Annotated in this window: 20 protein-coding genes; 17 read left to right on the plus strand and 3 right to left on the minus strand. The window is 42.7% G+C overall.

Annotated elements, in window-relative coordinates:
• The coding region (locus tag D8855_RS04885; protein WP_142999115.1) for a helix-turn-helix domain-containing protein at positions 1-137 on the minus strand (137 nt) is incomplete at its 3' end.
• Positions 138-323: 186 nt separating this feature from the next.
• Between D8855_RS04885 and rsmH the strand changes: the two genes are divergently transcribed.
• Genes rsmH through mraY form a run of 4 tightly spaced genes read left to right on the plus strand, consistent with a single transcriptional unit; the run spans position 324 to position 4,839 of the window.
• Positions 324-1,274 (plus strand): 16S rRNA (cytosine(1402)-N(4))-methyltransferase RsmH, encoded by a 951-nt coding sequence (gene rsmH / locus D8855_RS04890; protein WP_049552366.1) that lies wholly within the window; start codon positions 324-326, stop codon positions 1,272-1,274.
• 9 nt (positions 1,275-1,283) lie between these two features.
• Positions 1,284-1,601: a cell division protein FtsL gene (gene ftsL / locus D8855_RS04895; RefSeq protein WP_000227824.1), complete on the plus strand. Its 318-nt coding sequence runs from the start codon at positions 1,284-1,286 to the stop codon at positions 1,599-1,601.
• A 3-nt stretch (positions 1,602-1,604) separates the two neighbouring features.
• Positions 1,605-3,857: a penicillin-binding protein PBP2X gene (gene pbp2x, locus D8855_RS04900; RefSeq protein WP_125416315.1), complete on the plus strand. Its 2,253-nt coding sequence runs from the start codon at positions 1,605-1,607 to the stop codon at positions 3,855-3,857.
• Position 3,858: 1 nt separating this feature from the next.
• A complete protein-coding gene (mraY, locus tag D8855_RS04905) occupies positions 3,859-4,839 on the plus strand; it encodes a phospho-N-acetylmuramoyl-pentapeptide-transferase (protein WP_125416317.1) in 981 nt (326 codons plus the stop codon).
• A 53-nt stretch (positions 4,840-4,892) separates the two neighbouring features.
• Here mraY and D8855_RS04910 read toward each other — a convergent pair whose 3' ends face one another.
• Complete coding sequence (locus D8855_RS04910; RefSeq protein WP_125416319.1) at positions 4,893-10,166, minus strand: SIALI-17 repeat-containing surface protein; 5,274 nt, start codon at positions 10,164-10,166, stop codon at positions 4,893-4,895.
• Positions 10,167-10,495: 329 nt separating this feature from the next.
• On the opposite strand from D8855_RS04910, the gene D8855_RS04915 reads away from it, so the two are divergent.
• The 12 genes from D8855_RS04915 to D8855_RS04970 all read left to right on the plus strand — a co-directional run bounded on the left by D8855_RS04915 (position 10,496) and on the right by D8855_RS04970 (position 18,150).
• Positions 10,496-10,744 (plus strand): YneF family protein, encoded by a 249-nt coding sequence (locus D8855_RS04915; protein ID WP_000364990.1) that lies wholly within the window; start codon positions 10,496-10,498, stop codon positions 10,742-10,744.
• 199 nt (positions 10,745-10,943) lie between these two features.
• Complete coding sequence (gene racE, locus D8855_RS04920) at positions 10,944-11,738, plus strand: glutamate racemase (RefSeq protein ID WP_125416321.1); 795 nt, start codon at positions 10,944-10,946, stop codon at positions 11,736-11,738.
• Complete coding sequence (locus D8855_RS04925; RefSeq protein WP_125416323.1) at positions 11,735-12,706, plus strand: nucleoside-triphosphate diphosphatase; 972 nt, start codon at positions 11,735-11,737, stop codon at positions 12,704-12,706. Before racE ends, D8855_RS04925 begins: the two co-directional genes overlap by 4 nt.
• Positions 12,682-13,203: a metallophosphoesterase gene (locus D8855_RS04930; protein WP_020902175.1), complete on the plus strand. Its 522-nt coding sequence runs from the start codon at positions 12,682-12,684 to the stop codon at positions 13,201-13,203. The genes D8855_RS04925 and D8855_RS04930 overlap by 25 nt, the downstream gene beginning before the upstream one ends.
• Entirely contained in the window at positions 13,200-13,661 is a 462-nt protein-coding gene (gene cbpB / locus D8855_RS04935; RefSeq protein WP_000560716.1) for a cyclic-di-AMP-binding protein CbpB, read from the plus strand. The genes D8855_RS04930 and cbpB overlap by 4 nt, the downstream gene beginning before the upstream one ends.
• Positions 13,658-14,392, plus strand: a complete 735-nt coding sequence (xerD, locus tag D8855_RS04940) for a site-specific tyrosine recombinase XerD (RefSeq protein WP_312023009.1) — start codon at positions 13,658-13,660, stop codon at positions 14,390-14,392. The genes cbpB and xerD overlap by 4 nt, the downstream gene beginning before the upstream one ends.
• Entirely contained in the window at positions 14,392-15,120 is a 729-nt protein-coding gene (locus tag D8855_RS04945; RefSeq protein ID WP_076984787.1) for a segregation/condensation protein A, read from the plus strand. The genes xerD and D8855_RS04945 overlap by 1 nt, the downstream gene beginning before the upstream one ends.
• 18 nt (positions 15,121-15,138) lie before the next feature.
• Positions 15,139-15,708 (plus strand): SMC-Scp complex subunit ScpB, encoded by a 570-nt coding sequence (gene scpB / locus D8855_RS04950; protein ID WP_076984786.1) that lies wholly within the window; start codon positions 15,139-15,141, stop codon positions 15,706-15,708.
• Positions 15,695-16,417 (plus strand): pseudouridine synthase, encoded by a 723-nt coding sequence (locus tag D8855_RS04955; RefSeq protein ID WP_001222228.1) that lies wholly within the window; start codon positions 15,695-15,697, stop codon positions 16,415-16,417. The genes scpB and D8855_RS04955 overlap by 14 nt, the downstream gene beginning before the upstream one ends.
• A complete protein-coding gene (gene yidD / locus D8855_RS04960) occupies positions 16,417-16,653 on the plus strand; it encodes a membrane protein insertion efficiency factor YidD (protein ID WP_049510486.1) in 237 nt (78 codons plus the stop codon). The genes D8855_RS04955 and yidD overlap by 1 nt, the downstream gene beginning before the upstream one ends.
• A 115-nt stretch (positions 16,654-16,768) precedes the next feature.
• Positions 16,769-17,833: a glutamyl aminopeptidase gene (gene pepA, locus D8855_RS04965; protein WP_125416327.1), complete on the plus strand. Its 1,065-nt coding sequence runs from the start codon at positions 16,769-16,771 to the stop codon at positions 17,831-17,833.
• A gap of 20 nt (positions 17,834-17,853) precedes the next feature.
• Positions 17,854-18,150, plus strand: a complete 297-nt coding sequence (locus tag D8855_RS04970; protein WP_125416329.1) for a bacteriocin immunity family protein — start codon at positions 17,854-17,856, stop codon at positions 18,148-18,150.
• Between the two features lie 97 nt (positions 18,151-18,247).
• Here the strand turns inward: D8855_RS04970 and D8855_RS04975 are convergent, their stop codons facing one another.
• Positions 18,248-19,879 (minus strand): Na/Pi cotransporter family protein, encoded by a 1,632-nt coding sequence (locus D8855_RS04975; RefSeq protein WP_070842229.1) that lies wholly within the window; start codon positions 19,877-19,879, stop codon positions 18,248-18,250.
• A gap of 303 nt (positions 19,880-20,182) precedes the next feature.
• On the opposite strand from D8855_RS04975, the gene D8855_RS04980 reads away from it, so the two are divergent.
• Complete coding sequence (locus D8855_RS04980) at positions 20,183-25,255, plus strand: endo-beta-N-acetylglucosaminidase (protein WP_125416331.1); 5,073 nt, start codon at positions 20,183-20,185, stop codon at positions 25,253-25,255.
• The last annotated feature ends 139 nt before the right edge of the window (positions 25,256-25,394 follow it).

The following is a 25,394-nucleotide window of genomic DNA, read 5'->3' on the forward strand; positions in this document are numbered from 1 at the left end:
TTTCGTTTGACTTCTTTGGAAACAGTGGTCGGGTCTTTTAGAATGGATTGTCCGATAGCTTTGAAGGTTTCACCTCGCTCTAAGCCTAATTGGATATCATTACGGTCTGAAAGGGTAAGGTGTTTATGTTTTGTCATAGTAGACCTCATTTCTAACTCAAATGTCTCACACTTAATTCCACCATAAAAATCCGTTTTAGACTAATTTCCACTTTGGTCAGGTGAGTGGAAGTTACTTTGAGAAGTTACCGAAATCTTACTTGTTTTTGGTCTATTTGTCTGACTAGTGCAAGCTAGTCAGATTTGTGGTAAAATAGATAAGATATGACAAAAGAATTTCATCATGTAACGGTCTTACTCCACGAAACGATTGATATGCTTGATGTGAAACCTGACGGTGTTTACGTTGATGCGACCTTGGGTGGAGCAGGCCATAGCGAATATTTATTAAGCAAATTAAGTGAAAAAGGCCATCTCTATGCCTTTGACCAGGACCAGAATGCCATTGACAATGCGCAAAAACGTTTGGCACCTTACATTGAAAAGGGGATGGTGACTTTTATCAAGGATAATTTCCGTCATTTACAGGCACGTTTGCGCGAAGCTGGTGTTCAGGAAATTGATGGAATTTGTTATGACTTGGGAGTGTCTAGTCCTCAGCTGGACCAGCGTGAGCGTGGTTTTTCTTATAAAAAGGATGCGCCACTGGACATGCGGATGAATCAGGACGCTAGTCTGACAGCCTATGAAGTGGTGAACCACTATGACTATCATGATTTGGTTCGTATTTTCTTCAAGTATGGAGAGGACAAATTCTCTAAACAGATTGCGCGTAAGATTGAACAAGCTCGGGAAGTCAAGCCAATCGAGACAACGACGGAGTTGGCAGAAATTATCAAGTCGGCCAAACCTGCCAAGGAGCTCAAGAAGAAGGGCCATCCTGCCAAGCAGATTTTCCAGGCTATTCGAATTGAAGTCAATGATGAACTGGGAGCGGCAGATGAGTCCATCCAGCAGGCTATGGAGATGTTGGCTCTGGATGGTAGAATTTCAGTGATTACCTTTCATTCATTAGAAGACCGCTTGACCAAGCAATTGTTCAAGGAGGCTTCAACAGTTGAAGTTCCCAAAGGTTTGCCTTTCATCCCAGATGATCTCAAGCCCAAGATGGAATTGGTATCCCGTAAGCCAATCTTGCCAAGTGCAGAAGAATTAGAAGCCAATAACCGCTCGCACTCAGCCAAGTTGCGCGTGGCCAGAAAAATTCACAAGTAAGAGGAAAAAATGGTAGATAAGAAAGAAACAACCAGTCAATTCTTGCAGAATCGTATAAAAAAATTCTCACGTGTGGAGAAGGCTTTTTATCTTTCCATCGCTTTTACGGCTCTCGTTTTAGCAGTAAGCATTATCTTTATGCAGACACGGCTCTTGCAAGTGCAAAGTGATTTAACAAAAATCAATGCGCAGATAGAGGAAAAGAAGACAGAGCTGGATGATGCTAAGCAGGAAGTGAATGAATTGATTCGTTCCGAGCGCTTGAAAGAAATTGCAGATAAAAAAGATTTGAAATTGAATAATGAAAATATCCGAACAGCGGAGTAAGATATGAAATGGACAGAAAAAATAACCCGATTTGCGATAAAAAATCGTAAATCTCCAGAAAAAAACCGTAGGATAGTTGGCAAGTACCTCAGCTTTTTAGCTGTTGCCCTTTTCGGCCTCTTTTTGGCCAATTTTGCTTATATTATCGCAAAAGGTAATATATTTGGTACTGACTTGGTAAAAGAGGCTAAAAAGGTTCACCAAACAACCCGAACAGTTCCTGCCAAACGCGGGACTATCTATGACCGAAATGGAGTGCCTATTGCTGAAGATGCGACTTCCTATAACGTCTATGCTGTTATTGATAAAAAATACAAGTCAGCAACGGGTAAAATTCTTTATGTAGAGGATTCGCAGTTTAATAAGGTAGCTGAAGTTTTCCATAAGTATTTAGATATGGATGAAGCTTATGTGAAAGAGCAATTAGCTCAACCAAATCTAACTCAAGTTTCCTTTGGTGCAAAAGGAAATGGGATTACCTATGCCAATATGATGGCTATTAAAAAAGATTTAAAAGATGCTAGTGTGGAAGGGATTGACTTTACAACTAGCCCTAACAGAAGCTATCCAAATGGACAATTTGCTTCTAGCTTTATTGGCTTAGCCCAACTTCATGAAAATGAGGATGGTAGTAAGAGTTTGTTAGGGACTTCTGGTTTGGAGAGTTCTTTAAATACCATTCTTGCTGGGACAGACGGTATTATTACCTATGAAAAAGACCGTGTAGGAAATATCGTACCAGGTACAGAACTGGTATCGCAACAAACTGTGGATGGCAAGGATGTTTATACAACATTGTCTAGTCCGCTACAATCTTTTATGGAAACTCAGATGGATGCCTTTCTAGAAAAAGTAAAAGGTAAGTATATGACCGCGACCTTGGTCAGTGCAAAGACCGGTGAAATCCTCGCTACCACCCAACGACCTACCTTTAATGCAGATACTAAAGAAGGAATCACTGAGGACTTTGTTTGGCGTGATATTCTTTATCAAAGTAACTATGAACCAGGATCAACCATGAAGGTCATGACGTTAGCTTCTTCTATTGACAACAATACCTTCCCAAGTGGAGAATACTTCAATAGCAGTGAATTAAAAATAGCGGATGCGACGATTCGAGATTGGGATGTTAATGATGGTTTGACGACTGGTAGGATGATGACTTTCTTACAAGGTTTCGCTCACTCCAGTAATGTTGGAATGAGTCTACTTGAACAAAAAATGGGAGATGCTACTTGGTTGGATTATCTAAACCGCTTTAAATTTGGGGTCCCAACTCGCTTTGGCTTGACAGATGAATACGCTGGTCAACTTCCAGCTGATAATATTGTTAATATTGCTCAAAGCTCATTTGGGCAAGGGATTTCAGTGACACAAACACAAATGCTTCGTGCCTTTACAGCTATTGCTAATGATGGAGTTATGCTGGAGCCAAAATTTATAAGTGCTATTTATGATACTAACAATCAGTCTGTACGAAAGTCTCAAAAAGAGATTGTAGGAAAACCTGTATCTGAAGATGCAGCAAGCTTGACTCGTACTAACATGATATTAGTTGGGACGGACCCTCTATATGGAACTATGTATAATCACCAAACAGGAAAGCCAATTATAACAGTTCCTGGACAAAATGTAGCAGTTAAATCCGGTACGGCTCAAATCGCTGATGAGAAAAATGGAGGCTACTTGGTTGGTTCTACCAATTATATTTTCTCAGTTGTGACTATGAATCCTGCTGAAAATCCTGATTTTATCTTGTATGTAACGGTTCAACAGCCTGAGCATTATTCAGCTGCCCAGTTGGGAGAGTTTTCCAATCCAATCTTGGAGCGGGCTTCAGCGATGAAAGAATCTCTGAACCTTCAATCTCCAGCTAAGAATTTAGATCAAGTGACGACAGAATCTTCGTATGCAATGCCTAGCATCAAGGATATTTCACCTGGTGATTTGGCGGAAGCCTTACGTCGAAATATTGTGCAACCAATCGTTGTTGGTACTGGAACAAAGATTAAAGAGACTTCTGTAGAAGAAGGAAAAAATCTTGCACCAAACCAACAAGTTCTCCTTTTATCGGATAAGGTAGAAGAAATTCCAGATATGTATGGCTGGAAAAAAGAGACTGCTGAGGCCTTTGCTAAATGGTTGGATATTGAGCTGGAATTTGAAGGTTCAGGTTCTGTTGTTCAGAAGCAAGACGTTCGGACCAATACAGCTATCAAAAACATTAAAAAAATTAAATTAACTTTAGGAGACTAATATGTTTATTTCCATCAGTGCTGGAATTGTGACATTTTTACTAACTTTAGTGGGAATTCCGGCCTTCATCCAATTTTATAGAAAGGCGCAAATTACAGGCCAGCAGATGCATGAGGATGTCAAACAGCACCAGGCAAAAGCTGGGACTCCTACAATGGGGGGGCTTGTTTTCCTCGTTGCTGCAGTTGTGGTGAGTTTCTTCGTCGCTCTGTTTTTAAAACAATTGACCAATAATGTTGGTATGATTTTGTTTATTTTGGTCTTGTATGGTTTGGTTGGTTTTTTAGATGACTTCCTCAAGGTCTTCCGTAAAATCAATGAGGGCCTTAATCCCAAACAGAAATTGGCTCTTCAGCTGCTAGGTGGCGTCATTTTCTACCTTTTTTATGAGCGTGGGGGCGATATGCTCTCTGTCTTTGGCTACCAAGTGCATTTAGGGATTTTCTATATTATCTTCGCTCTTTTCTGGCTAGTCGGTTTTTCAAACGCAGTCAACTTGACAGATGGTATTGACGGTCTAGCTAGTATTTCCGTTGTGATTAGCTTGTCTGCCTATGGAGTTATTGCCTATGTGCAAGGTCAGATGGATATCCTTCTAGTGATTCTTGCCATGATTGGTGGTTTGCTTGGTTTCTTCGTCTTTAACCATAAGCCTGCTAAAGTCTTTATGGGGGATGTGGGAAGTTTGGCCTTAGGTGGAATGCTGGCAGCTATCTCTATGGCCCTCCACCAAGAATGGACTCTCTTGATTATCGGAATTGTTTATGTCTTTGAAACAACTTCGGTTATGATGCAAGTCAGTTATTTCAAACTGACAGGTGGTAAACGTATTTTTCGTATGACGCCTGTGCATCATCATTTTGAGCTTGGAGGATTGTCTGGTAAGGGAAGTCCTTGGAGCGAGTGGAAGGTCGACTTCTTCTTTTGGGGAGTGGGGCTATTAGCAAGTCTCTTGACCCTAGCAATTTTATACCTACTGTAAAAAATAAATCAGGATGAAGCTTATCTTCATCCTGATTTTTGTGTGGTTAAAAGTTAGTTGGACTCATCCTTCTTGTTCTTAAGTAGAAAAGTTGCTGTTAGGACTAGACTCAATCCTGACAAGAATAGTAGTGGACTAGACGTTTCACCAGTAGCTGGAAGTTGTTCTTTAGGAGAATAATTTGTCGATTGAACAAGGTCTGGACTAGATGAAACTTGCTCAGAGCTGTTGGCTAATGGTTTGATATCTGTTTCACTTGGTTTTTGATTTGCAGTAGTTGATGCTCCATTAGCTTGATAAACGACTGCATAGGTGCTGAAATGGCTAGTCGTAAATTCTGCCATTCCCTCGCGAATAGTAAAATCGAGTGCCTGTAACTCTTTTGATGGAGTTAGGTAGTAGACATTTTCGACAGCTGAGGAAATAGGCAAGCGGACCAAGACAGTTCCTTTTGGTTGTAAACTATGATCTGTTGAATTTTTAAGGTGAAGATCGTAAGCATCATAGGTCTTACCAAATAGTTCTTGAGCTAATACACGTCTGCTAGAAATGTGAGAAATTTCCTCTAAGTCAGTCGCTCCTCCAATAATTTCAACTTTAGTCTTTTCATCCTTTAAGACACGAAGTTTATATTCAGGAACAGAAACAGTAGGCGGTTGTTCTTGTCCCGCTGTCCCGACAGGTTGAGTGTACTCAGGGATAGAAACAGTAGGCGGTTGTTCTAGTCCTGCTGTGCCGATAGGTTTAGTGTACTCAGGAATATTTACTACAGGCGGTTGTTCCTGTCCAGCCGTTCCGATAGGTTGAGTGTATTCAGGGATAGACACAGTAGGCGGTTGTTCCTGTCCAGCCGTTCCGATAGGCTCAGTGTACTCAGGAATAGAAACGGTAGGTGGCTGTTCTTGTCCCGCTGTTCCGATAGGTTTAGTGTACTCAGGAATGTTTACTACAGGCGGTTGTTCCTGTCCGGCTGTACCTATAGGTTTAGTATATTCCGGATTATTTACTACAGGCGGTTGTTCCTGTCCAGCTGTACCGATAGGCTTAGTGTATTCAGGAATTTCTACAATAGGAGCAGGGTCATCTCCCTTGCTTGTAGTTGGTTGCTGATTCTCAACCTTCTTCTCATCCTTTTTGGTAAAGACAGCTACTACAGGACTGCTTGTTGTATTTCCCTGGATAGAATAAGCTTCTATCGCATTTCCAATTTTTCGATTGGTTTCGTCAGGGATAGGGATTTGTACCTGATTATCTTGAATTGATAAGACAGTCTGATCTCCAGTCGTAACTAGATGATTATCGTCTATCCTGCGTAAAACGAGTGGATCTTTGATGCCTGGGAAGGTCACAGCGATGGCTTCCCAATCTCCAGCTGGAAGAGTTAAAGAGATGTTTTTATCCCCTTCCTTAAGTGGTGCGATACTTGGACTATCTATACCAACAGCAGGGGCTTTGATGATATCAAAGGAGTCTAGAGAGATTTTCTTGCGTCCTGCTGGTGAATTTGGATCAACTTTCAATGTCAAAATATGATTACCATCGGTCAGATTAGTAAATTCTCCAATTAAGGTTGCCTTTTCGGTAGCGCCAGCAGTGTAGAAGTCTAGACTTGGCATTTCTTTGCCATCTAGTGTCACGAGAGCTTTTCCGAGAGCGGATGTTTTGAGTCCGTAAATTCGAATACCTGTTCCAGTAAATGGAATGGTTGCTTGAGCTTCTGAAGCGGTACTTGGGTCGGCGTTATTGATGTCCGCATATTTTTCTGTGCTCTTATATAATTCAGTATCGCTCCAATCTTTGAATTGAGATCCGTATTGAATGCGAGGGTCGCGGTCATCCATTTTTTCAATGGTTGTTCCTTGTCCCGGTAAAACTTTAAAGTAGTCTAAGGAGATTTTGGAACGTTCACTGCCACGGTGTTTATGCTCTTGTTTTACAGTGATAGTCATCATATGAGCACCATCTGACAATCCTGTGAAGCGACCGATAAGGCTACCTTTTTCAGTTGCACCTGCAGTATAGAAGTCCAGTTCACCGACTGATTTACCATCGATTTTGACTTCAGCGATTCCCAATTGAGATGATTTGAGACCATAGATTTCAATGCCAACACCATTGAAAGGAATGGTTGTTGTCGCATCTTTATCTGTATAGTTACCTAGTGAAAGATCGGCAAACTTCTCTGTTCCTCCAAATAATTCTGAGTCTGCCCAGTTTCCAAATGCAGAACCGTATTGGATTCGGCTATCACGGTCATCCATCAATTGGTTATAGGTTTCGACATTGGCCTTTTCGGATACCTGTGTAGAAACATTACCCAGCATAGCCTTAACAGTATAAGTGTAGGCGAGTTGAGGGTCGAGCGAACGGTCGATAAAATGGGTTTGATTGGTCACAAATTCTCTGCTTGCAGAGGTTTGGCCAGATTCGTCTTTCACTTGTCTTTGGATAACATAGTGGGTAGCACCTTCTACTTGGTTGAAGGTGAGTTCGGCAGTGACTCCATTTTGTCTAACTGCTGTCAGACTGGTTACACGACCAGGGAAATGTTCAAAGGTAATGACATCACCTTTTTGTGTTGCCAGTTGAATGCGGCCATCTTTCAGAACAGTTGCTTTGACAGATTTACCATTAACCTTAACCTGACTGGCTTCGATATTTGGATAATCTACAACTAGGTCTCCACCGACATTTGAAAGGAAGGACAAGCTTTGCAGGTTTTTATCTTTCCACTTCATGCTGACTTCAAAGTTACCACGAGCAACCAGACCAGAAACCTGACCGTCTTTCCAAGCATCTGGAAGGGCTGGCAATGGTGCAATGTAGCCAGTGTGTGATTGAAGAAGCATTTCTGCAATCCCACTGGTTGCTCCAAAGTTTCCGTCTATTTGGAAAGGTGCGTGCGTATCCCAAAGGTTTTCTAGGGTTGAATATTTGAGCTGTTCAGCGAGCAAGCGATGAGCACGGTTACCGTCTAAGAGACGAGCCCAGAGGTTGATTTTATTGGCCTTAGACCAACCAGTACCACCATCTCCACGGTGGTTGAGGGTAGCACGCGCAGCTTCTAAGTATTCAGCCTGATCCTTGCTAAAGAGCGTACCTGGGAAGAGACCTACCAGATGGGAAACGTGACGGTGGTTGTTTTCAATGCCTTCATTAGTGAATTGTGGACTGTCTTCTTCGTACCATTCCTTGATGCGTCCCTCTTTGTTAATGTGAAGTGGTTTGAGTTTGTCAAATTTAGCCTTGACCTCTGTGACTAAGTCTTGGTCGACTTTCAGATGGTTGGCAACTTCCATGTAGTCATGGAATAGCTGCCAGACTAGCGACTGGTCAAAGGTGTTTCCGATGGTGATGGTACCGTGTTCAGGTGAATAGGATGGAGAAGATACCCAACGGTCGCTGGCCTGGTCGTAGTGTAAGAAGGAATTCCAGAACTTAGCTGTTTCCTTGAGCATTGGATAAATCTTTTCTTTTAGATAACTTTCATCCTTGGTAAATTTATAGTAGTCATAGACGTTCTGCATCATCCAGGCATTAGCTGCTGGCGACCAACCCCAATAGTAATTCCAACCAGGAGTAGTCCAGCCAAATGGTGTCGCCTGGGTATGAACCAGCCAGCCATTTTCTTGTCCATCTTTGGATTCGATACCGGCGTATTCCTTAGCAGCGATACGGCCATAGTAACGCATATCGTCAATGTAATTGATCATTGGCTTGGCTGTTTCAGCTAGATTGCTCATGTAGGCTGGCCAATAGTTCATTTGCAAGTTGACATTGAGGTGGTAGTCAGCGTTCCAAGGTGGATTGTCTACGGCATTCCAGACTCCTTGTAGGTTGGCAGGAAGGGCATCTGTCCGATCACGAGATGAACTAATCAATAAATAACGTCCGTATTGGAAGAAGAGTTCTTCCAGTTTTTGCCCTTTGCTAGGGTTATAGGTCTGAAGGGCCTCTTTTGTCGTTTGAGCAGCATTGCTTCCACCTAGGTTTAGTTTGACGCGGTTAAAGAGGCTTTGATAGTCTTTGATATGGTTCTTTTTAAGTGTCTCGTAGTCTTTGCCCCTAGCTGCTTCTACAATGCCTTTAACTGTTTTTTCGAGGTCAATGTCTTTGCGATAGTTTGTTTTAGGATTTTGAGCAAAGTTAGTCTTGGCACTGAGTAAAAGCGTAGCGTAGCTAGCTCCTGTGATTGTTAAACTATCCTCATGAACAGTAACTTTTCCGTCCGTTTTAATTCCTAGATAGGATGCGAACTGGAGGCCATTATCTTTGACTGTACCTTTTAGTAGGATACCATTTGGGTCTGTCGTAACATGGCCACTCTTGTAGTTAGAATATTCCGCTGAGTAGTTTCCGTTAGCAAGTAAATCTTCTGTTAAGCTATTCCAAACTGTAAAATCAAGTTTTTTGTCCCCTTTTTGGGTCAAGTGAGTAACAGTAACGTCATCAGGGTAACTTGAGAAGGTTTCTCTTTTAAAGGTCGTTCCATCTTGGGTGTAAGAAGTTGTAGTAGTGGCTTCTGTGATATCCAAACCACGGTGATAGTCTGTAACTGTATCCAGCCCCTTTTTCTGGTTATTGAAGACCATGAAGATATCACCAAAGGCTAGATAACGTCCATACTGGGCGTTGTTTGGTCCAACTAGATTTTGTTCAGCTAATCGTTTGGCTTTTTGGCGATCTCCGTCTTCAAGAGCCTTACGAATTTCTGCTAAAATTTTATACCGTTCCTGATAGTTTCCTCCGTTATAGTCGGTACTGTCGGGACGCGGTCCACCTGACCAAAGAGTTTTTTCGTTGTATTGGATTCTCTCCTCGCCTATGAGACCAAAAACCTTAGCACCCATTTCACCATTCCCAACTGGGAGTGCTTGTTTTTCCCATCCATCATAGGAAGGAGCTGTTGGTCGATCATAGTTTAGCTGATAGTTGCTTTGTTCTGTCACAGGTAGTTCTTGTTTTTCGGCTTCCTTATTTTCGTTAGGTTTGACAATAGCTTCGGTACTGGCTTGGTTAGTTGTAGCAGAAGTACTATCAGCCTCAGCGGGTTTGCTTTCAGAAGCACTATTATCAGCTAGAACTGGTTTTGTATGATCAATTGGCACGTTTGGCTGTGTATGCTCAGTTGATTCACTTGCTTTCGTTATAGTGTCTGTCTTAACTGTAGTTTTCTCTAATGCAGGCTCGTTTTGCTGTACTTCAATAGTATCAGCAGAGACGGTATGACTAGCTAGAAAAACCGCTCCAAGCAAAACAGAGGCTGTGCCGACTGTTAGCTTTCGAATACTGTAGCGACAGGATTTCTCCCTCCAAATTTTTTCCATAGAAACCTCCTTTATTAATTAAAAGCGCTTTCATTTTTAATGAGGCGAACTTTTGTTTCTATATTGTATTGTTAATCTAATTTTACCAGCTAATGAAGTGTTGTCAAGAGGATTAGAGAAGGATATATATTTGATATTGTTTTGTATTAAAAAAGTGGAGGAAACGAATGGTAAGAGAGTGTATTTTTTATATTCTTTCTAGTTTTGACTAGAACAATAAGCCAACTTTAATTACAGCCTACCCATCCCTGAAAGCGTAAAACAAACTAGTCAGGGTGGCTAGTTTATGGTATAATGAAAGAGACTCAAAAAGAAACAGGAGAAAAATGATGGATTTACTTTTAGCAATTGTATTGATTGTGCTAGCTTTTCTAGGGGGAGCTCTTGGAGGGATGTACTTGGTTCGTAAGCAAATCGAAAAAGAATTCGCTGACAACCCACGTTTGAATGCTGAAGCAGTTCGTACTCTTTTGAGTGCAAATGGTCAAAAACCAAGCGAAGCTAAGGTACAACAAGTTTACCACCAAATCATCCGCCAACAAAAGGCAGCCCTTGCTAACAATAAAAAGAAAAAATAAATAAGGAAAAGTCTGGGATGAAAGTTCCAGACTTCTCACTATGTTGGCTATGGTTTAGGGATGAGACTTTTTCCTTGCATTCTATTGATATTTGATTATGATTAAGAGAGATAGTTGTTGATGAAGTTGTTCTTCAGTTCATAAAGACAAGTAATCATAATGAACTATCAATCAGAAAAAAGACTAGAAAGAAGACTGTATGGATAATCGACCAATTGGTTTTTTGGATTCGGGTGTCGGGGGCTTGACCGTTGTGCGCGAGCTCATGCGCCAGCTTCCCCATGAAGAAATCGTCTATATTGGAGATTCGGCGCGGGCGCCCTATGGTCCCCGTCCTGCTGAGCAAATTCGTGAATATACTTGGCAGTTGGTCAACTTTCTCTTGACCAAGGATGTCAAAATGATTGTCATTGCTTGTAATACTGCGACTGCGGTCGTCTGGGAAGAAATCAAGGCTCAACTAGACATTCCCGTCCTAGGTGTGATTTTGCCAGGAGCTTCGGCAGCTATCAAGTCCAGCCAAGGTGGGAAAATCGGAGTGATTGGAACACCCATGACGGTACACTCAGACATCTACCGTCAGAAAATCCATGATTTGGATCCGGACTTACAGGTGGAGAGTTTGGCCTGTCCCAAGTTTGCTCCCTTGGTGGAGTCTGGTGCCCTGTCAACCAGTGTCACCAAGAAAGTGGTCTATGAAACCCTGCGTCCCTTGGTTGGAAAGGTGGATAGCCTGATTTTGGGTTGTACCCATTATCCACTGCTCAGACCTATTATTCAAAATGTCATGGGACCCAAGGTTCAGCTCATTGATAGTGGGGCAGAGTGTGTACGGGACATTTCAGTCTTACTTAATTATTTTGAAATCAATCGTGGTCGCGATGCTGGACCACTCCATCACCGTTTTTACACAACAGCCAGCAGCCAAAGTTTTGCACAAATTGGTGAAGAATGGCTGGAAAAAGAGATTTATGTGGAGCATGTAGAATTATGACAAATAAAATTTATGAATACAAGGATGACCAGGACTGGTATGTCGGCTCATATAGTATTTTTGGTGGTGTCCGGACATTGACTGATGATGACTTGGATTTTCCTCTATTTGAGTTTGCCCAAAGATTTCGAGATGAGGAACAAGGTTTTCCTATTTCTGTGATTGTTTTACGCTATGGTTCTCTCTACCGTTTATTGTCTTTTGTGGTAGATATCCTCAACCAAGAAATGGGACGAAATCTGGAAGTCATCCAACGTCAGGGAGCTTTTCTCTTGATTGAAAATGGGCAACTCCTGCATGTAGCATTGCCTAAAGAAGGGGTCAATGTTCATGATTTCTTTGAGACAAGCAAGGTCAGAGAAACCTTATTGATTGCGACTCGTAACGAGGGCAAGACCAAAGAGTTCCGAGCTATCTTTGATAAGTTAGGCTACGATGTGGAAAATCTTAATGACTATCCTGACCTGCCTGAAGTAGCTGAAACAGGCATGACCTTCGAAGAAAATGCCCGTCTCAAGGCAGAAACCATTTCTCAATTAACGGGCAAGATGGTTTTGGCAGATGACTCAGGTCTCAAAGTCGATGTCCTTGGTGGCTTGCCAGGTGTATGGTCAGCTCGTTTCGCAGGAGTGGGAGCTACTGACCGTGAAAACAATGCCAAACTCTTGCACGAATTGGCCATGGTCTTTGAACTCAAGGACCGCTCGGCTCAATTCCATACAACCCTAGTCGTGGCCAGTCCAAACAAGGAAAGCTTGGTTGTTGAAGCAGACTGGCCTGGCTACATTAACTTTGAACCTAAGGGTGAAAATGGCTTCGGCTATGACCCTCTCTTCCTTGTAGGAGAGACAGGCAAGTCATCAGCTGAATTAACCCTTGAAGAAAAAAATAGTCAATCTCACCGTGCCTTAGCCGTTAAGAAACTTTTGGAGGTATTTCCATCATGGCAAAGCAAACCATCATTGTAATGAGCGATTCCCATGGCGATAGCTTGATTGTGGAAGAAATCCGTGATCGCTATGTGGGCAAAGTTGACGCCGTTTTTCATAACGGAGATTCTGAACTGCGTCCCGATTCTCCCCTTTGGGAAGGCATACGTGTTGTTAAAGGGAACATGGACTTCTACGCCGGCTACCCAGAACGTTTGGTGACCGAGCTTGGTTCGACCAAGATTATCCAAACTCATGGTCACTTGTTTGACATCAATTTCAACTTTCAAAAGTTGGACTACTGGGCTCAGGAAGAAGAGGCCGATATCTGTCTCTATGGTCACTTGCATGTGCCAAATGCTTGGATGGAAGGAAAGACTCTTTTTCTAAATCCAGGTTCCATCAGTCAACCACGTGGGACCATCAGAGAATGTCTCTATGCTCGTGTGGAGATTGATGATAGTTATTTTAAAGTGGACTTTTTGACACGAGACCACGAGGTGTATCCGGGCTTGTCCAAGGAGTTTAGCCGATGATTGCCAAGGAGTTTGAGACTTTCTTGTTGGGGCAAGAAGAAACTTTTTTGACCCCTGCTGAAAATCTAGCTGTGTTAATTGATACCCACAATGCGGATCATGCGACCCTCTTGCTTAGTCAGATGACCTATACCCGTGTTCCTGTTGTGACAGATGAAAAACAGTTTGTTGGGACGATTGGGCTCAGAGATATTATGGCTTATCAGATGGAGCATGATTTGAGTCAAGAAATTATGGCGGATACGGATATTGTTCATATGACCAAAACGGATGTAGCGGTTGTTTCGCCTGATTTTACCATTACGGAGGTCTTGCACAAGCTGGTAGATGAGTCCTTCTTGCCTGTTGTAGATGCGTCAGGGATTTTCCAAGGGATCATCACGCGCAAGTCTATCCTCAAGGCAGTGAATGCCCTCTTGCATGACTTTAGTAAGGAATATGAGATTCGATGCAAATGAGAGACAGAATTTCAGATTTTTTAGAGGAAAAGCAGGGCTTGTCTGCCAATTCCAAGCAGTCCTATAAGTATGATCTGGAGCAATTTTTAGACATTGTAGGCGAGCGGATTTCTGATACCAGTCTCAAGATTTACCAAGCCCAACTAGCCAATCTAAAAATCAGCGCCCAGAAGCGAAAGATTTCGGCCTGTAACCAATTTCTCTACTTTCTCTATCAAAAAGGAGAAGTGGATAGTTTTTACCGCTTGGAATTAGCTAAACAAGCTGAAAAGAAGACCGAAAAGCCAGAACTGTTAAACCTAGCCTCTTTTTGGCAGGAAAGTAATTATCCAGAGGGTCGCTTGCTAGCGCTCTCAATCCTAGAAATGGGGCTCTTGCCGAGTGAGATTTTAGCCCTTAAGGTTGAGGATATCAATCTGGATTTTCAAGTGTTGCGAATCAAGAAGGTTTCCCAACAGAGGATTGTCACCATTCCCACGAGCTTGCTTTCAGAGCTAGAACCCTTGATGGGCCAGACCTATCTTTTTGAAAGGACAGGGAAAGCCTATTCTCGTCAATGGGCCTTCCGTCAGCTAGAGTCCTTTGTCAAGGAGAAAGGTTTCTCAACCTTATCCGCTCAAGCCTTGCGGGAACAGTTCATTCTAAGACAGATAGAAAAGAAGGTCGATTTGTACGAAATTGCAAAAAAATTAGGATTAAAAACAGTTCTGACTTTAGAAAAATATAGATAATGGATATTAAATTAAAAGATTTTGAAGGGCCACTGGACTTGCTCTTGCACCTGGTTTCTAAGTATCAGATGGATATCTACGATGTGCCCATTACGGAAGTCATCGAACAGTATCTAGCTTATGTTTCAACCCTGCAGGCCATGCGTCTGGAAGTGACGGGCGAGTACATGGTTATGGCCAGTCAGCTCATGCTGATCAAGAGTCGCAAGCTTCTTCCAAAGGTAGCGGAAGTGACCGATTTGGAGGATGACCTGGAACAGGATCTCCTCTCTCAAATCGAAGAATACCGCAAGTTCAAGCTCTTGGGGGAGCACTTGGAAGCCAAGCACCAGGAACGGGCCCAGTATTATTCCAAAGCGCCGACAGAGTTGATTTACGAAGATGCGGAGCTTGTGCATGACAAGACGACCATTGACCTCTTTTTAGCTTTTTCAAATATCCTAGCCAAGAAAAAAGAGGAGTTCGCACAGAATCACACGACTATCTTGCGAGATGAGTATAAGATTGAGGACATGATGATTATCGTGAAAGAGTCCTTAGCTGGACGAGATCAATTGCGCTTGCAGGATTTGTTTAAGGAAGCCCAGAATGTCCAAGAGGTCATTACCCTCTTTTTAGCAACCCTAGAGTTAATCAAAACACAGGAGCTGATCCTCGTGCAAGAGGAAAGTTTCGGAGATATTTATCTCATGGAAAAGAAGGAAGAAAGTCAAGTGGCCCAAAGCTAGACTTGATAGAGAGGAAAGATGAGTACTTTAGCAAAAATAGAAGCGCTCTTGTTTGTAGCGGGTGAAGATGGGATTAGAGTCCGCCAGTTAGCTGAACTCCTCTCTCTGCCACCGACAGGCATCCAACAGAGTTTAGAAAAATTATCTCAGAAGTATGAAAAGGACCTAGATTCCAGTTTGGATCTGATTGAGACTGGTGGTGCTTATAGATTGGTGACCAAGCCTCAGTTTTCAGAGATTTTGAAGGAATACTCTAAGGCACCTATCAACCAGAGTTTATCTCGGGCTGCCCTTGAGACCTTGTCCATCATTGCCTATAAGCAGCCGATTACACGGATAGAAATTGATGCCATCCGTGGGGTCAACTCGAGTGGGGCTTTGGCGAAGTTGCAGGCCTTTGACTTGATACGAGAAGACGGGAAAAAAGAAGTGTTGGGACGCCCCAACCTCTATGTGACAACAGATTATTTCCTAGATTACATGGGAATTAACCATTTGGAAGAATTACCAGTGATTGATGAGCTTGAGATTCAAGCCCAAGAAAGCCAATTATTTGGTGAAAGGATAGAAGAAGATGAGAATCAATAAATATATTGCCCACGCAGGTGTGGCCAGTAGGAGAAAAGCAGAAGAGCTGATTAAGCAAGGCTTGGTGACGGTTAACGGCCAGGTGGTACGTGAACTTGCAACCACTATCAAGTCAGGCGACAAGGTCGAAGTTGAAGGCCAGCCTATCTACAACGAAGAAAAGGTTTACTATCTGCTTAACAAACCACGTGGTGTGATTTCCAGTGTGACAGATGACAAGGGTCGCAAGACTGTTGTCGACCTCTTGCCCAACGTGAAGGAGCGCATCTACCCTGTAGGTCGTTTGGACTGGGATACATCAGGTGTCTTGATTTTGACCAATGACGGGGATTTTACGGATGAAATGATTCACCCTCGTAATGAGATTGACAAGGTTTATGTCGCGCGTGTTAAAGGTGTGGCCAATAAGGATAATCTCCGCCCCTTGACCCGTGGACTTGAGATTGATGGCAAGAAAACCAAGCCAGCTGTCTATGAAATTCTCAAAGTTGATCCAGTCAAAAACCGCTCTGTGGTGCAGTTGACCATCCATGAAGGGCGTAACCACCAGGTTAAAAAGATGTTTGAAGCTGTCGGCCTTCAAGTAGATAAACTGTCTCGTACACGTTTCGGACATCTAGACTTGACAGGACTCCGTCCAGGAGAATCCCGTCGTCTTAACAAAAAAGAAATCAGCCAACTACATACCATGGCTGTAACCAAGAAATAATGAAACGAATTTTAATAGCGCCTGTGCGCTTTTACCAGCGTTTTATCTCACCAGCCTTTCCACCCTCTTGTCGCTTTGAGCCGACTTGTTCCAACTATATGATTCAGGCTATTGAAAAACATGGCTTCAAGGGTGTTTTGATGGGCTTGGCTCGGATTTTACGTTGCCATCCCTGGTCGAAAACAGGTAAGGACCCCGTCCCAGACCATTTTTCACTCAAACGGAATCATAAATAAAACGAATTACAATGGTGATTCGTTTTTTCACAAGTAGTTTTATCTGGAATGATGATTCCCGCTATCCTTCTCCTATAAAAAGTGGTAAAATGGATGAAAGAAAGAAGGAACTGAAATGACAACATTATTTTCAAAAATCAAAGAAGTAACAGAACTTGCTGCGATCTCAGGTCATGAAGCACCTGTCCGTGCTTATCTTCGTGAAAAGTTGACACCGCACGTGGATGAAGTGGTGACAGATGGCTTGGGTGGTATTTTTGGTATCAAGCATTCAGAAGCTACGGATGCGCCGCGCGTCTTGGTCGCTTCTCACATGGATGAAGTTGGTTTTATGGTCAGCGAAATCAAGCCAGATGGTACCTTCCGTGTGGTAGAAATCGGTGGATGGAATCCTATGGTGGTTAGTAGCCAACGTTTCAAACTCTTGACTCGTGATGGTCGTGAAATTCCTGTGATTTCAGGCTCTGTTCCTCCACATTTGACTCGTGGTAAGGGCGGCCCAACTATGCCAGCTATTGCAGATATCGTCTTTGATGGCGGTTTTGCGGATAAGTCTGAGGCAGAAAGTTTTGGCATCCGTCCTGGTGACACCATCGTACCAGATAGTTCTGCAATCTTGACGGCCAATGAGAAAAATATCATCTCAAAAGCTTGGGACAACCGCTACGGTGTTCTTATGGTGAGCGAGTTGGCGGAAGCTCTGTCAGGTCAAAAATTCGGAAATGAACTCTATCTTGGCTCTAACGTCCAAGAAGAGGTTGGTCTTCGTGGTGCTCATACTTCCACAACCAAGTTTGACCCAGAAGTCTTCCTAGCAGTTGATTGCTCACCTGCTGGTGATGTTTATGGCGGTCAAGGCAAGATTGGAGATGGAACCTTGATTCGTTTCTACGATCCAGGTCACTTGCTTCTCCCAGGAATGAAGGATTTCCTTTTGACAACGGCTGAAGAAGCTGGTATCAAGTACCAATACTACTGTGGTAAAGGTGGAACAGACGCTGGCGCAGCTCATCTGAAAAATGGCGGTGTCCCATCTACAACTATCGGTGTCTGCGCTCGTTATATCCACTCTCACCAAACCCTCTACGCTATGGATGACTTCCTAGAAGCTCAAGCTTTCTTGCAAGCCTTGGTGAAGAAATTAGATCGTTCAACAGTTGATTTGATTAAAAATTATTAAACCATAAGGAGGTGGTAGGGATGGTAGAACCAAACCTAGAAAGCCTTGTAAAAGATCTTTACAATCATGCTCGACATGATTTGAGTGAGGATTTAGTTGCTGCTCTCCTAGAGACTGCTAAAAAACTGCCTACTACAAATGAGCAATTGCTGGCAGTTCGTCTCTCAGGCCTGGTCAATCGTGAATTGCTCCTGAATCCCAAACATCCGGCACCTGAGTTGCTCAACTTGGCTCGCTTTATCAAAAGAGAAGAAGCAAAGTACAGAGGAACTGCGGCTTCTGCGCTTATGTATGGGGAGCTCTTTAAAATGATTTGATTCCATTGTGAATCAAAGCATTTTTCTATATGTTAGAAAAGCAATTCTTGGTTAGGAAAAGAAAAAAGCCATCCCATTTAGGATAGCTTCTTGGATCTTAGATTTGTTCAGCGATGACCTTTTCAGCAAGGTTCATGGCGTGGTCAGATACACGAGTATAGTGGGAAATGATGTCGATAAAGTTGACACCAGCTTGTGTTGAACACTCGCCCTTGTTGAGGCGCTTGATGTGGGTCTTTCTGAGAACACGTTCCATATTGTTGATTTCTTTATGGCGTTCAATCAGACTTTGAGCTTTTTCAATATCATTGTTTTCTACACTATCAAGGGCATCTCTGATAAAGCCAGTGGTTTTTTGATAGATATCAGCTAGTTCTTGCAAAGCAGCTTCAGAGAACTCAACATTTTTACGTTGAAGATAGTCGGTCAGATTGATTAGGGCTTCTGCGTGATCCCCAATCCGTTCCAAATCGCGAGATGAATCCAGGATGTTGGTGAGCACTTCACTTTCTTTCTGGCTAAGGGCTTCGCTTGAAAGAGTAATAAGGTAACGAGTCAATTTTTCATCAATGGTATTGATGGCTTCTTCTGTCTTGTGTCCTTTTTCAGCAACCTTTTCATTAAGGTCAATGATGTAGTTGTATGAAAGGTCAAAGGCTTTAGAAGCATAATTTCCCAAGTGAAGGAGTTCTTTCTTCGCATTTCCGAGAGCGATTGATGGAGCTTGTTTAATCAAATGCTCATCAAGATAAAGTGGCTCGTACTTAACAACTTCATCTTCACCAGGGATGAGTTTGGTTACAAAGTAGGCCAAGGCTCCGATGAAGGGAAATTGTACAATGGTGTTACTTACGTTAAAGGCACCGTGAGAGAAGGCGATGGTCATCTCAGGTGAGAGGTGAAGGAGTGCCTGGAAGTACTCAATCATAGACGTAAATGGACCTAATAAGATTAAGCAAAGAATAGTTCCTAAAACGTTAAAGGTAACGTGGGTTGCAGCAACGCGTTTCGCAGAGACATTGGCTCCAGCTGCCGCGATGATAACTGTTAGGGTTGTCCCGATATTATCCCCGAAGAGAACCGGTAGAGAACCTTTAAGGTCCAGGAATCCGCCTGCATAGAGACCTTGCAAAATCCCGATTGTCGCAGAAGAAGCTTGGATGAGGACGGTAATCACTGCACCGGCAAAAACTCCCAACACAGGATTTTGTCCCAAGGTTACCATGTATTCCTTGAATTGTGGTAAATCTTTAAGAGGACTCATACCGGCACTGATGAGGTTGAGGGCGTAGAAGATTCCCCCTACACCAAACAGGATGCGCCCGATATTGTTTGCTGTTCTATTTTTGGTAAAGAAGAGGAACATGGTTCCAAGGAAAATCAGAGGTAAAGCATACTCACCAAGCTTGAAACCGATGATAAAGGAAGTAACTGTGGTTCCGATGTTGGCTCCCATGATAATTCCGATAGCCTGTCTAAGAGTTAGAAGACTAGCGCTGACCAGTCCAACCGTGATAACTGTAACCCCTGTACTTGACTGAATCAGGGCAGTCACGACAATGCCGACTAGAACACCTAAAAAGGGATTGCTAGTATACTTATCAATGTAAAAACGAAGGCGATCTCCAGCAGCTTGTTGCAAACCGTCTCCCATGGTCTTGATACTATATAAGAATAGTCCCAGACCACCTAAAAAGTGAAATAAAATTTCCTGCCAATTAATGGACATTTCTTTTTCCTCCGAAAAATAATAACGGAATTTCTCCTATTCTATTTTAAAGGATAAAAGTAAATCTAACAAGTGTTAAGCTAAGATTTTAGAAAGAAAATTCGTTAGAATGGGCCTTGATTATATTAATTTTACCAATTTCTAACCTAGATATAGGTATTTCCTTTTATATATTGACATTTAAAAGAAATATTTTAAAATGAGGGAGGAATTATCTTGGTCCCTGTGATTGGGATAAAAATTTTATAAAGAAAGTTAAGCGCTTTCTTTTATGTAGCAAAATCAATCTTTTAGGAGGAGAAAATGAAGAATCCATTTTTTGAAAGACGTTGTCGTTACAGTATTCGTAAGTTATCAGTAGGAGCCTGCTCGCTAATGATTGGTGCTGTTTTATTTGCTGGTCCAGCCTTGGCAGAAGAAACTGCAGTTCCTGAAAATAGCGGAGCCAATACAGAGCTTGTTTCAGGAGAGAGTGAGCATCCAACTAATGAAGCTGACAAGCAGCATGAAGGAGAACATGCTAGAGAAAATAAGCCAGAAAAGGCAGAAGGAGTAGCGACAGCATCTGAAACTGCTTCGCCAGCAAGCAATGAAGCTGCAACTACTGAAACTGCAGAGGCAGTAAGCGCAGCTAAACCAGAGGAAAAAGCAAGTGAGGTGGCTGCGGAAACACCATCTGCAGAAGCAAAACCTAAGTCTGACAAGGAAACAGAAGCAAAGCCTGAAGGAACTAGCCAAGGGGATGAGTCTAAGCCAGCAGCAGAAGCTAATAAGACTGAAAAAGAAGTCCAGCCAGATGTCCCTAAAAATACAGAAAAAACATTAAAACCAAAGGAAATCAAATTTAATTCTTGGGAGGATTTGTTGAAATGGGAACCGGGTGCGCGTGAGGATGATCCCATCAATCGTTCCTCAGTTGAACTAGCTAAGCGCCATAGAGGTCAGTTGGTGAATGAAAAAGCAAGTAGAAGAGCCAAGGTTCAGGCGCTAGCAAATACCAACTCAAAGGCTAAAGATCACGCTTCTGTTGGTGGAGAAGAATTCAAAGCCTACGCCTTTGACTACTGGCAATACTTGGATTCAATGGTCTTCTGGGAAGGTCTAGTCCCAACTCCAGATGTCATTGATGCAGGGCATCGTAACGGAGTTCCCGTTTATGGAACACTTTTCTTCAACTGGTCCAACAGTATTGCTGACCAAGAGAAATTTGTTGCTGCTTTGAAACAAGATGAGGATGGAACCTTCCCTATTGCACGAAAACTTGTCGACCTTGCTAAGTACTATGGCTTTGATGGGTATTTTATCAACCAAGAAACAACAGGTGACTTAGTAACGCCACTTGGTGAAAAAATGCGTCAATTCATGCTCTATACAAAAGAATATGCGGCAAAAGTCAACCATCCAATCAAGTATGCTTGGTACGATGCCATGACCTATAAATATGGTCGTTACCACGAAGATGGTCTAGGTGATTACAACTACCAGTTCATGCAAAAAGAAGGTGACAAGGTCCCTGCGGATCAATTCTTTGCCAATTTCAACTGGAATAAGGAAAAGAATGACCACTCTGTAGAAATGGCAAAATGGCTGGAACGTAGCCAATATGATGTCTTTGCAGGATTGGAATTGCAACAAGGTGGTTCTTATAAGACAAAAGTTAAATGGGATGCCCTCTTAGATGAAAAAGGCAAGTTACGTTTGTCACTTGGACTCTTTGCACCAGATACAATTACCAGTCTAGGAAAAACAGGTGAAGATTACCATAAAAACGAAGATATCTTCTTCACAGGTTACCAAGGAGATCCGACAGCTCAAAAACCAGCGGACAAAGAGTGGTATGGGATTGCTAATTTAGTTGCAGACCGCACACCAGCAGTAGGCCGGACCTTCACTACCTCCTTTAATACAGGCCATGGTAGAAAGTGGTTTGTAGACGGAAAGGTTTCTAAGGATTCTGAGTGGAACTACCGTTCTGTTTCAGGTGTCTTGCCAACATGGCGCTGGTGGCAGACTTCAACAGGGGAAAAACTTCGTGCAGAATATGATTTTACAGATGCCTACAATGGCGGAAATTCCCTTAAATTCTCAGGTAATGTAGCTGGTAAGACGGACCAGGATGTGAATTTGTATTCTACTAAGTTAGAAGTAACTGAGAAAACCAAACTTCGTGTTGCCCACAAGGGAGGAAAAGGCTCGAAAGTTTATATGGCCTTCTCTACAACTCCAGACTACAAATTCGATGATGCAGATGCATGGAAAGAGCTAACCCTTTCTGACAACTGGACAAATGAAGAATTTGATCTCAGCTCACTAGCAGGTAAAACCATCTATGCAGTCAAACTCTTCTTCGAGCATGAAGGAGCTGTAAAAGATTATCAGTTTAACCTAGGTCAATTAACAATTTCAGACAATCACCAAGCACCACAAGCGCCTACAGGACTTTCTGTGGTGAAACAATCTCTTAAAAATGCCCAAGAAGCTGAAGCAGTGGTCCAGTTTGCGGGTAATCAAGATGCGGATTTCTATGAAGTCTACGAAAAAGATGGGGATAACTGGCGTTTGTTGACAGGTTCATCTGCTTCAACCATCTACTTGCCAAAAGTTAGCCGCTCTGCTAATGCGACTGGTACGACGCAAGAATTGAAAGTTGTTGCAGTTGGTAAAAATGGCCTTCGTTCAGAAGCTGCGACGACATCCTTTAACTGGGGCATGACTGTTCAGGATACGACTCTCCCAAGACCTTTGGCTGAAAATATTGTTCCAGGGGCAACGGTTATCGGTAGCACTTTCCCGAATACCGAAGGTGGAGAAGGTATTGAAGGTATGTTGAACGGTACCATTACCAGTCTTTCAGACAAGTGGTCTTCAGGACAATTGAGCGGTAGTGTCGATATTCGTTTGACTCAGCCACGTACAGTTGTCAGATGGGTGATGGATCATGCGGGAGCTGGTGGAGAATCTGTAAACGACGGTTTGATGAACACCAAAGACTTTGACCTTTATTATAAAGATGCGGATGGTCAATGGAAGTTGGCTAAGGAAGTCCGTGGTAATAAAGCGCACGTTACGGATATCACTCTTGACAAACCAATTACTGCCCAAGACTGGCGTTTGCATGTCATTACATCTGATAACGGAACACCTTGGAAGGCCATTCGTATCTACAACTGGAAGATGTACGAAACCTTGGACACAGAAAGTCAAAATATTCCAATGGCTAAGGTAGCTGCTCGTTCACTTGGAAACCACCAAGTTCAACTGGGCTTCTCTGATGTTCCGGCAGGCGCAACCATCACCGTTTACGACAAGGCTGATTCACAAACACCAATTGCAACCTTGAAGACTGAAACTGGAGGTGACTTGGCAACAGCTCCATTGGGCTTTGACAAGCAACCAACTCTTCTCTACTATCGTACCCAACTACCTGGCAAAGAAATCAGTAACACCTTGGCAGTAGCGATTCCGCAGGATGAAAGAAAAATTGCTGCGGTTAGCCTGGAAAAAGAACCTAAAAAGACGGTTTACAAAGAGGGAGAAAAACTTGACCTTAGAGGCGGAACACTCCGTATTCAATACGAAGGGGGAAAAGCCGACGAGCTGATTAACCTTACTCACTCAGGTGTGACGGTATCTGGATACGAGGCTCATCAAAAAGGGGAACAAAACCTAACACTTCAATACCTTGGTTTACCAGTGTCAGGTGATCTGAAAGTCCAAGTGACAGGACAAGATGAAGGAAAAACAAAAGAAGTAGCGGGCTTGTATATTACTAAGAAACCAAAAACAGATTATCTAGTAGGAGATCAACTGGATCTCTCTGAAGGTCGCTTTGGTGTTCTCTATGATGACGAGACAGAAGAGACTCACAGCTTTACTGATGAAGGTGTTGAAATCACGGGCTACGATGCTCAGAAGACTGGACGCCAGACCTTGACCCTGCATTACAAGGGGCACACAGCTGAGTTTGATGTCTTGGTTTCTCCAAAGGCTGCAGTTAATGATGAATACCTTAAACAAGAAATCACTGCTGCCCAAGGCCGTCAGTCAACCCTTGCCTATACCTTCTCAAGTGAGGACAAACAAGCTGTACTAGTAGAGAAACTCAATGCAGCGAAAGCTGTTGCAGAAAACCATGATGCCAGTCAAGAAGAAGTCAACAAAGCCTTGAATGAGTTGAAACAAGCAGGGACAGACTTGGATGGAAATCAACGTTATCAAACTGCTAGAGAAGAATTGGAAGGCTTGCTCGAATCTATCCGTGAAAAAGATCCTAAAGCTGAGTTGATTGAACAAGCAGAAACTTTGTTGGCTTCAGAGATGCCAACTCCACAAGCTTTTGCGGACATGAATGAAAAGCTGAATAAGAAACTAGCTCCTGCAGAAGAAAGTCATCATGTTGGTAGCACGGATCCAAGTGAAGTAGCCCCAACAGTTGAGGTCCTCCCTGAACTAGTTGTTGAAAATGAAACAACAGCCTATGAACATCAAGAGCGACCAAATGCGAACCTTCTTAAAGGTCAACGTCAACTTGTCCAAAAAGGAGAAGAAGGTCAAGTTCGTCATTTTGTAGAAGTAGATGGCCAAGGCAATCGTATCCTTCGTACAACAGAAATTCTTAAGGAAGCTGTTCCAGAGATTACCGAAGTAGGTACAAAAGTTCTATCAAGCAATCAACCAGCAGAAGGAGCAAAAGACCTGGTTCTAGAAACTCCGAAACTAGAAGTTGAAGAAGTTGCAGTATCCTTTGAACGTCAAGAACGTCCAAATTCAGAGCTTCTCAAAGGTCAACGTCGTATTGTGCAAGCTGGGGAAGAAGGACAAATTCGTCGCTTTGTAGAAGTCGATGCCCGAGGCAATCGTACCCTTCGTTCAACAGAAGTTCTCAAGGAAGCTCTTCCGGAAATTACCGAAGTGGGTACAAAAGTTCTATCAAGCAATCAACCAGCTGAAGGAGTTAAAGATTTAGTTCTAGAAACTCCGAAACTAGAAGTTGAAGAAATTGCAGTATCCTTTGAACGTCAAGAACGTCCAAACTCAGAGCTTCTCAAAGGTCAACGTCGTATTATGCAAGCTGGAGAAGAAGGACAAATTCGTCGCTTTGTAGAAGTCGATGCCCGAGGCAATCGTACCCTTCGTTCAACAGAAGTTCTCAAGGAAGCTCTTCCAGAAATTGTTGAAGTTGGAACGAAAGAAGAGCAAGACTCTCAAGAAACAGATCAAGCTCTTTTAGCAACACCGACAAATGAAAAAGTAGGTAAAGAACTTCCAAATACTGGAGTAACAAGAGATGCTAGTCTAGTAGCACTAGGACTCCTCGGAGTGATGAGTGGCTATGGCCTACTTGCTGGAAAGAAGAGAGAAAACGAATCGATTTAGGATTCTTGCATTTCCTCATAACAACTAAAAACAAGGTTTGACTGCAGATTAGTCAAACCTCGTTTTAACTAGTAAAAATCAGTGGAAGAATGAGATGGATTAACTACTTTTTCTTGTATTACTTAGTGATTTGAAAAGG

Origin of the sequence: Streptococcus mitis, from assembly GCF_003942685.1 — a bacterium.
Lineage (GTDB): Bacteria > Bacillota > Bacilli > Lactobacillales > Streptococcaceae > Streptococcus > Streptococcus mitis_CD.

Bases quoted from the DNA above. Each gene is read 5' to 3' on its own strand.
- pbp2x (WP_125416315.1), top strand. From the start codon at position 1,605: ATGAAATGGACAGAAAAAATAACCCGATTTGCGATAAAAAATCGTAAA.
- cbpB (WP_000560716.1), top strand. From the start codon at position 13,200: ATGATTGCCAAGGAGTTTGAGACTTTCTTGTTGGGGCAAGAAGAAACT.
- D8855_RS04915 (WP_000364990.1), top strand. From the start codon at position 10,496: ATGGATTTACTTTTAGCAATTGTATTGATTGTGCTAGCTTTTCTAGGG.
- rsmH (WP_049552366.1), top strand. From the start codon at position 324: ATGACAAAAGAATTTCATCATGTAACGGTCTTACTCCACGAAACGATT.
- xerD (WP_312023009.1), top strand. From the start codon at position 13,658: ATGAGAGACAGAATTTCAGATTTTTTAGAGGAAAAGCAGGGCTTGTCT.
- D8855_RS04980 (WP_125416331.1), top strand. From the start codon at position 20,183: ATGAAGAATCCATTTTTTGAAAGACGTTGTCGTTACAGTATTCGTAAG.
- D8855_RS04910 (WP_125416319.1), bottom strand. From the start codon at position 10,166: ATGGAAAAAATTTGGAGGGAGAAATCCTGTCGCTACAGTATTCGAAAG.
- D8855_RS04925 (WP_125416323.1), top strand. From the start codon at position 11,735: ATGACAAATAAAATTTATGAATACAAGGATGACCAGGACTGGTATGTC.
- D8855_RS04945 (WP_076984787.1), top strand. From the start codon at position 14,392: ATGGATATTAAATTAAAAGATTTTGAAGGGCCACTGGACTTGCTCTTG.
- scpB (WP_076984786.1), top strand. From the start codon at position 15,139: ATGAGTACTTTAGCAAAAATAGAAGCGCTCTTGTTTGTAGCGGGTGAA.
- racE (WP_125416321.1), top strand. From the start codon at position 10,944: ATGGATAATCGACCAATTGGTTTTTTGGATTCGGGTGTCGGGGGCTTG.
- mraY (WP_125416317.1), top strand. From the start codon at position 3,859: ATGTTTATTTCCATCAGTGCTGGAATTGTGACATTTTTACTAACTTTA.
- yidD (WP_049510486.1), top strand. From the start codon at position 16,417: ATGAAACGAATTTTAATAGCGCCTGTGCGCTTTTACCAGCGTTTTATC.
- D8855_RS04970 (WP_125416329.1), top strand. From the start codon at position 17,854: ATGGTAGAACCAAACCTAGAAAGCCTTGTAAAAGATCTTTACAATCAT.
- pepA (WP_125416327.1), top strand. From the start codon at position 16,769: ATGACAACATTATTTTCAAAAATCAAAGAAGTAACAGAACTTGCTGCG.
- ftsL (WP_000227824.1), top strand. From the start codon at position 1,284: ATGGTAGATAAGAAAGAAACAACCAGTCAATTCTTGCAGAATCGTATA.
- D8855_RS04975 (WP_070842229.1), bottom strand. From the start codon at position 19,879: ATGTCCATTAATTGGCAGGAAATTTTATTTCACTTTTTAGGTGGTCTG.
- D8855_RS04955 (WP_001222228.1), top strand. From the start codon at position 15,695: ATGAGAATCAATAAATATATTGCCCACGCAGGTGTGGCCAGTAGGAGA.
- D8855_RS04930 (WP_020902175.1), top strand. From the start codon at position 12,682: ATGGCAAAGCAAACCATCATTGTAATGAGCGATTCCCATGGCGATAGC.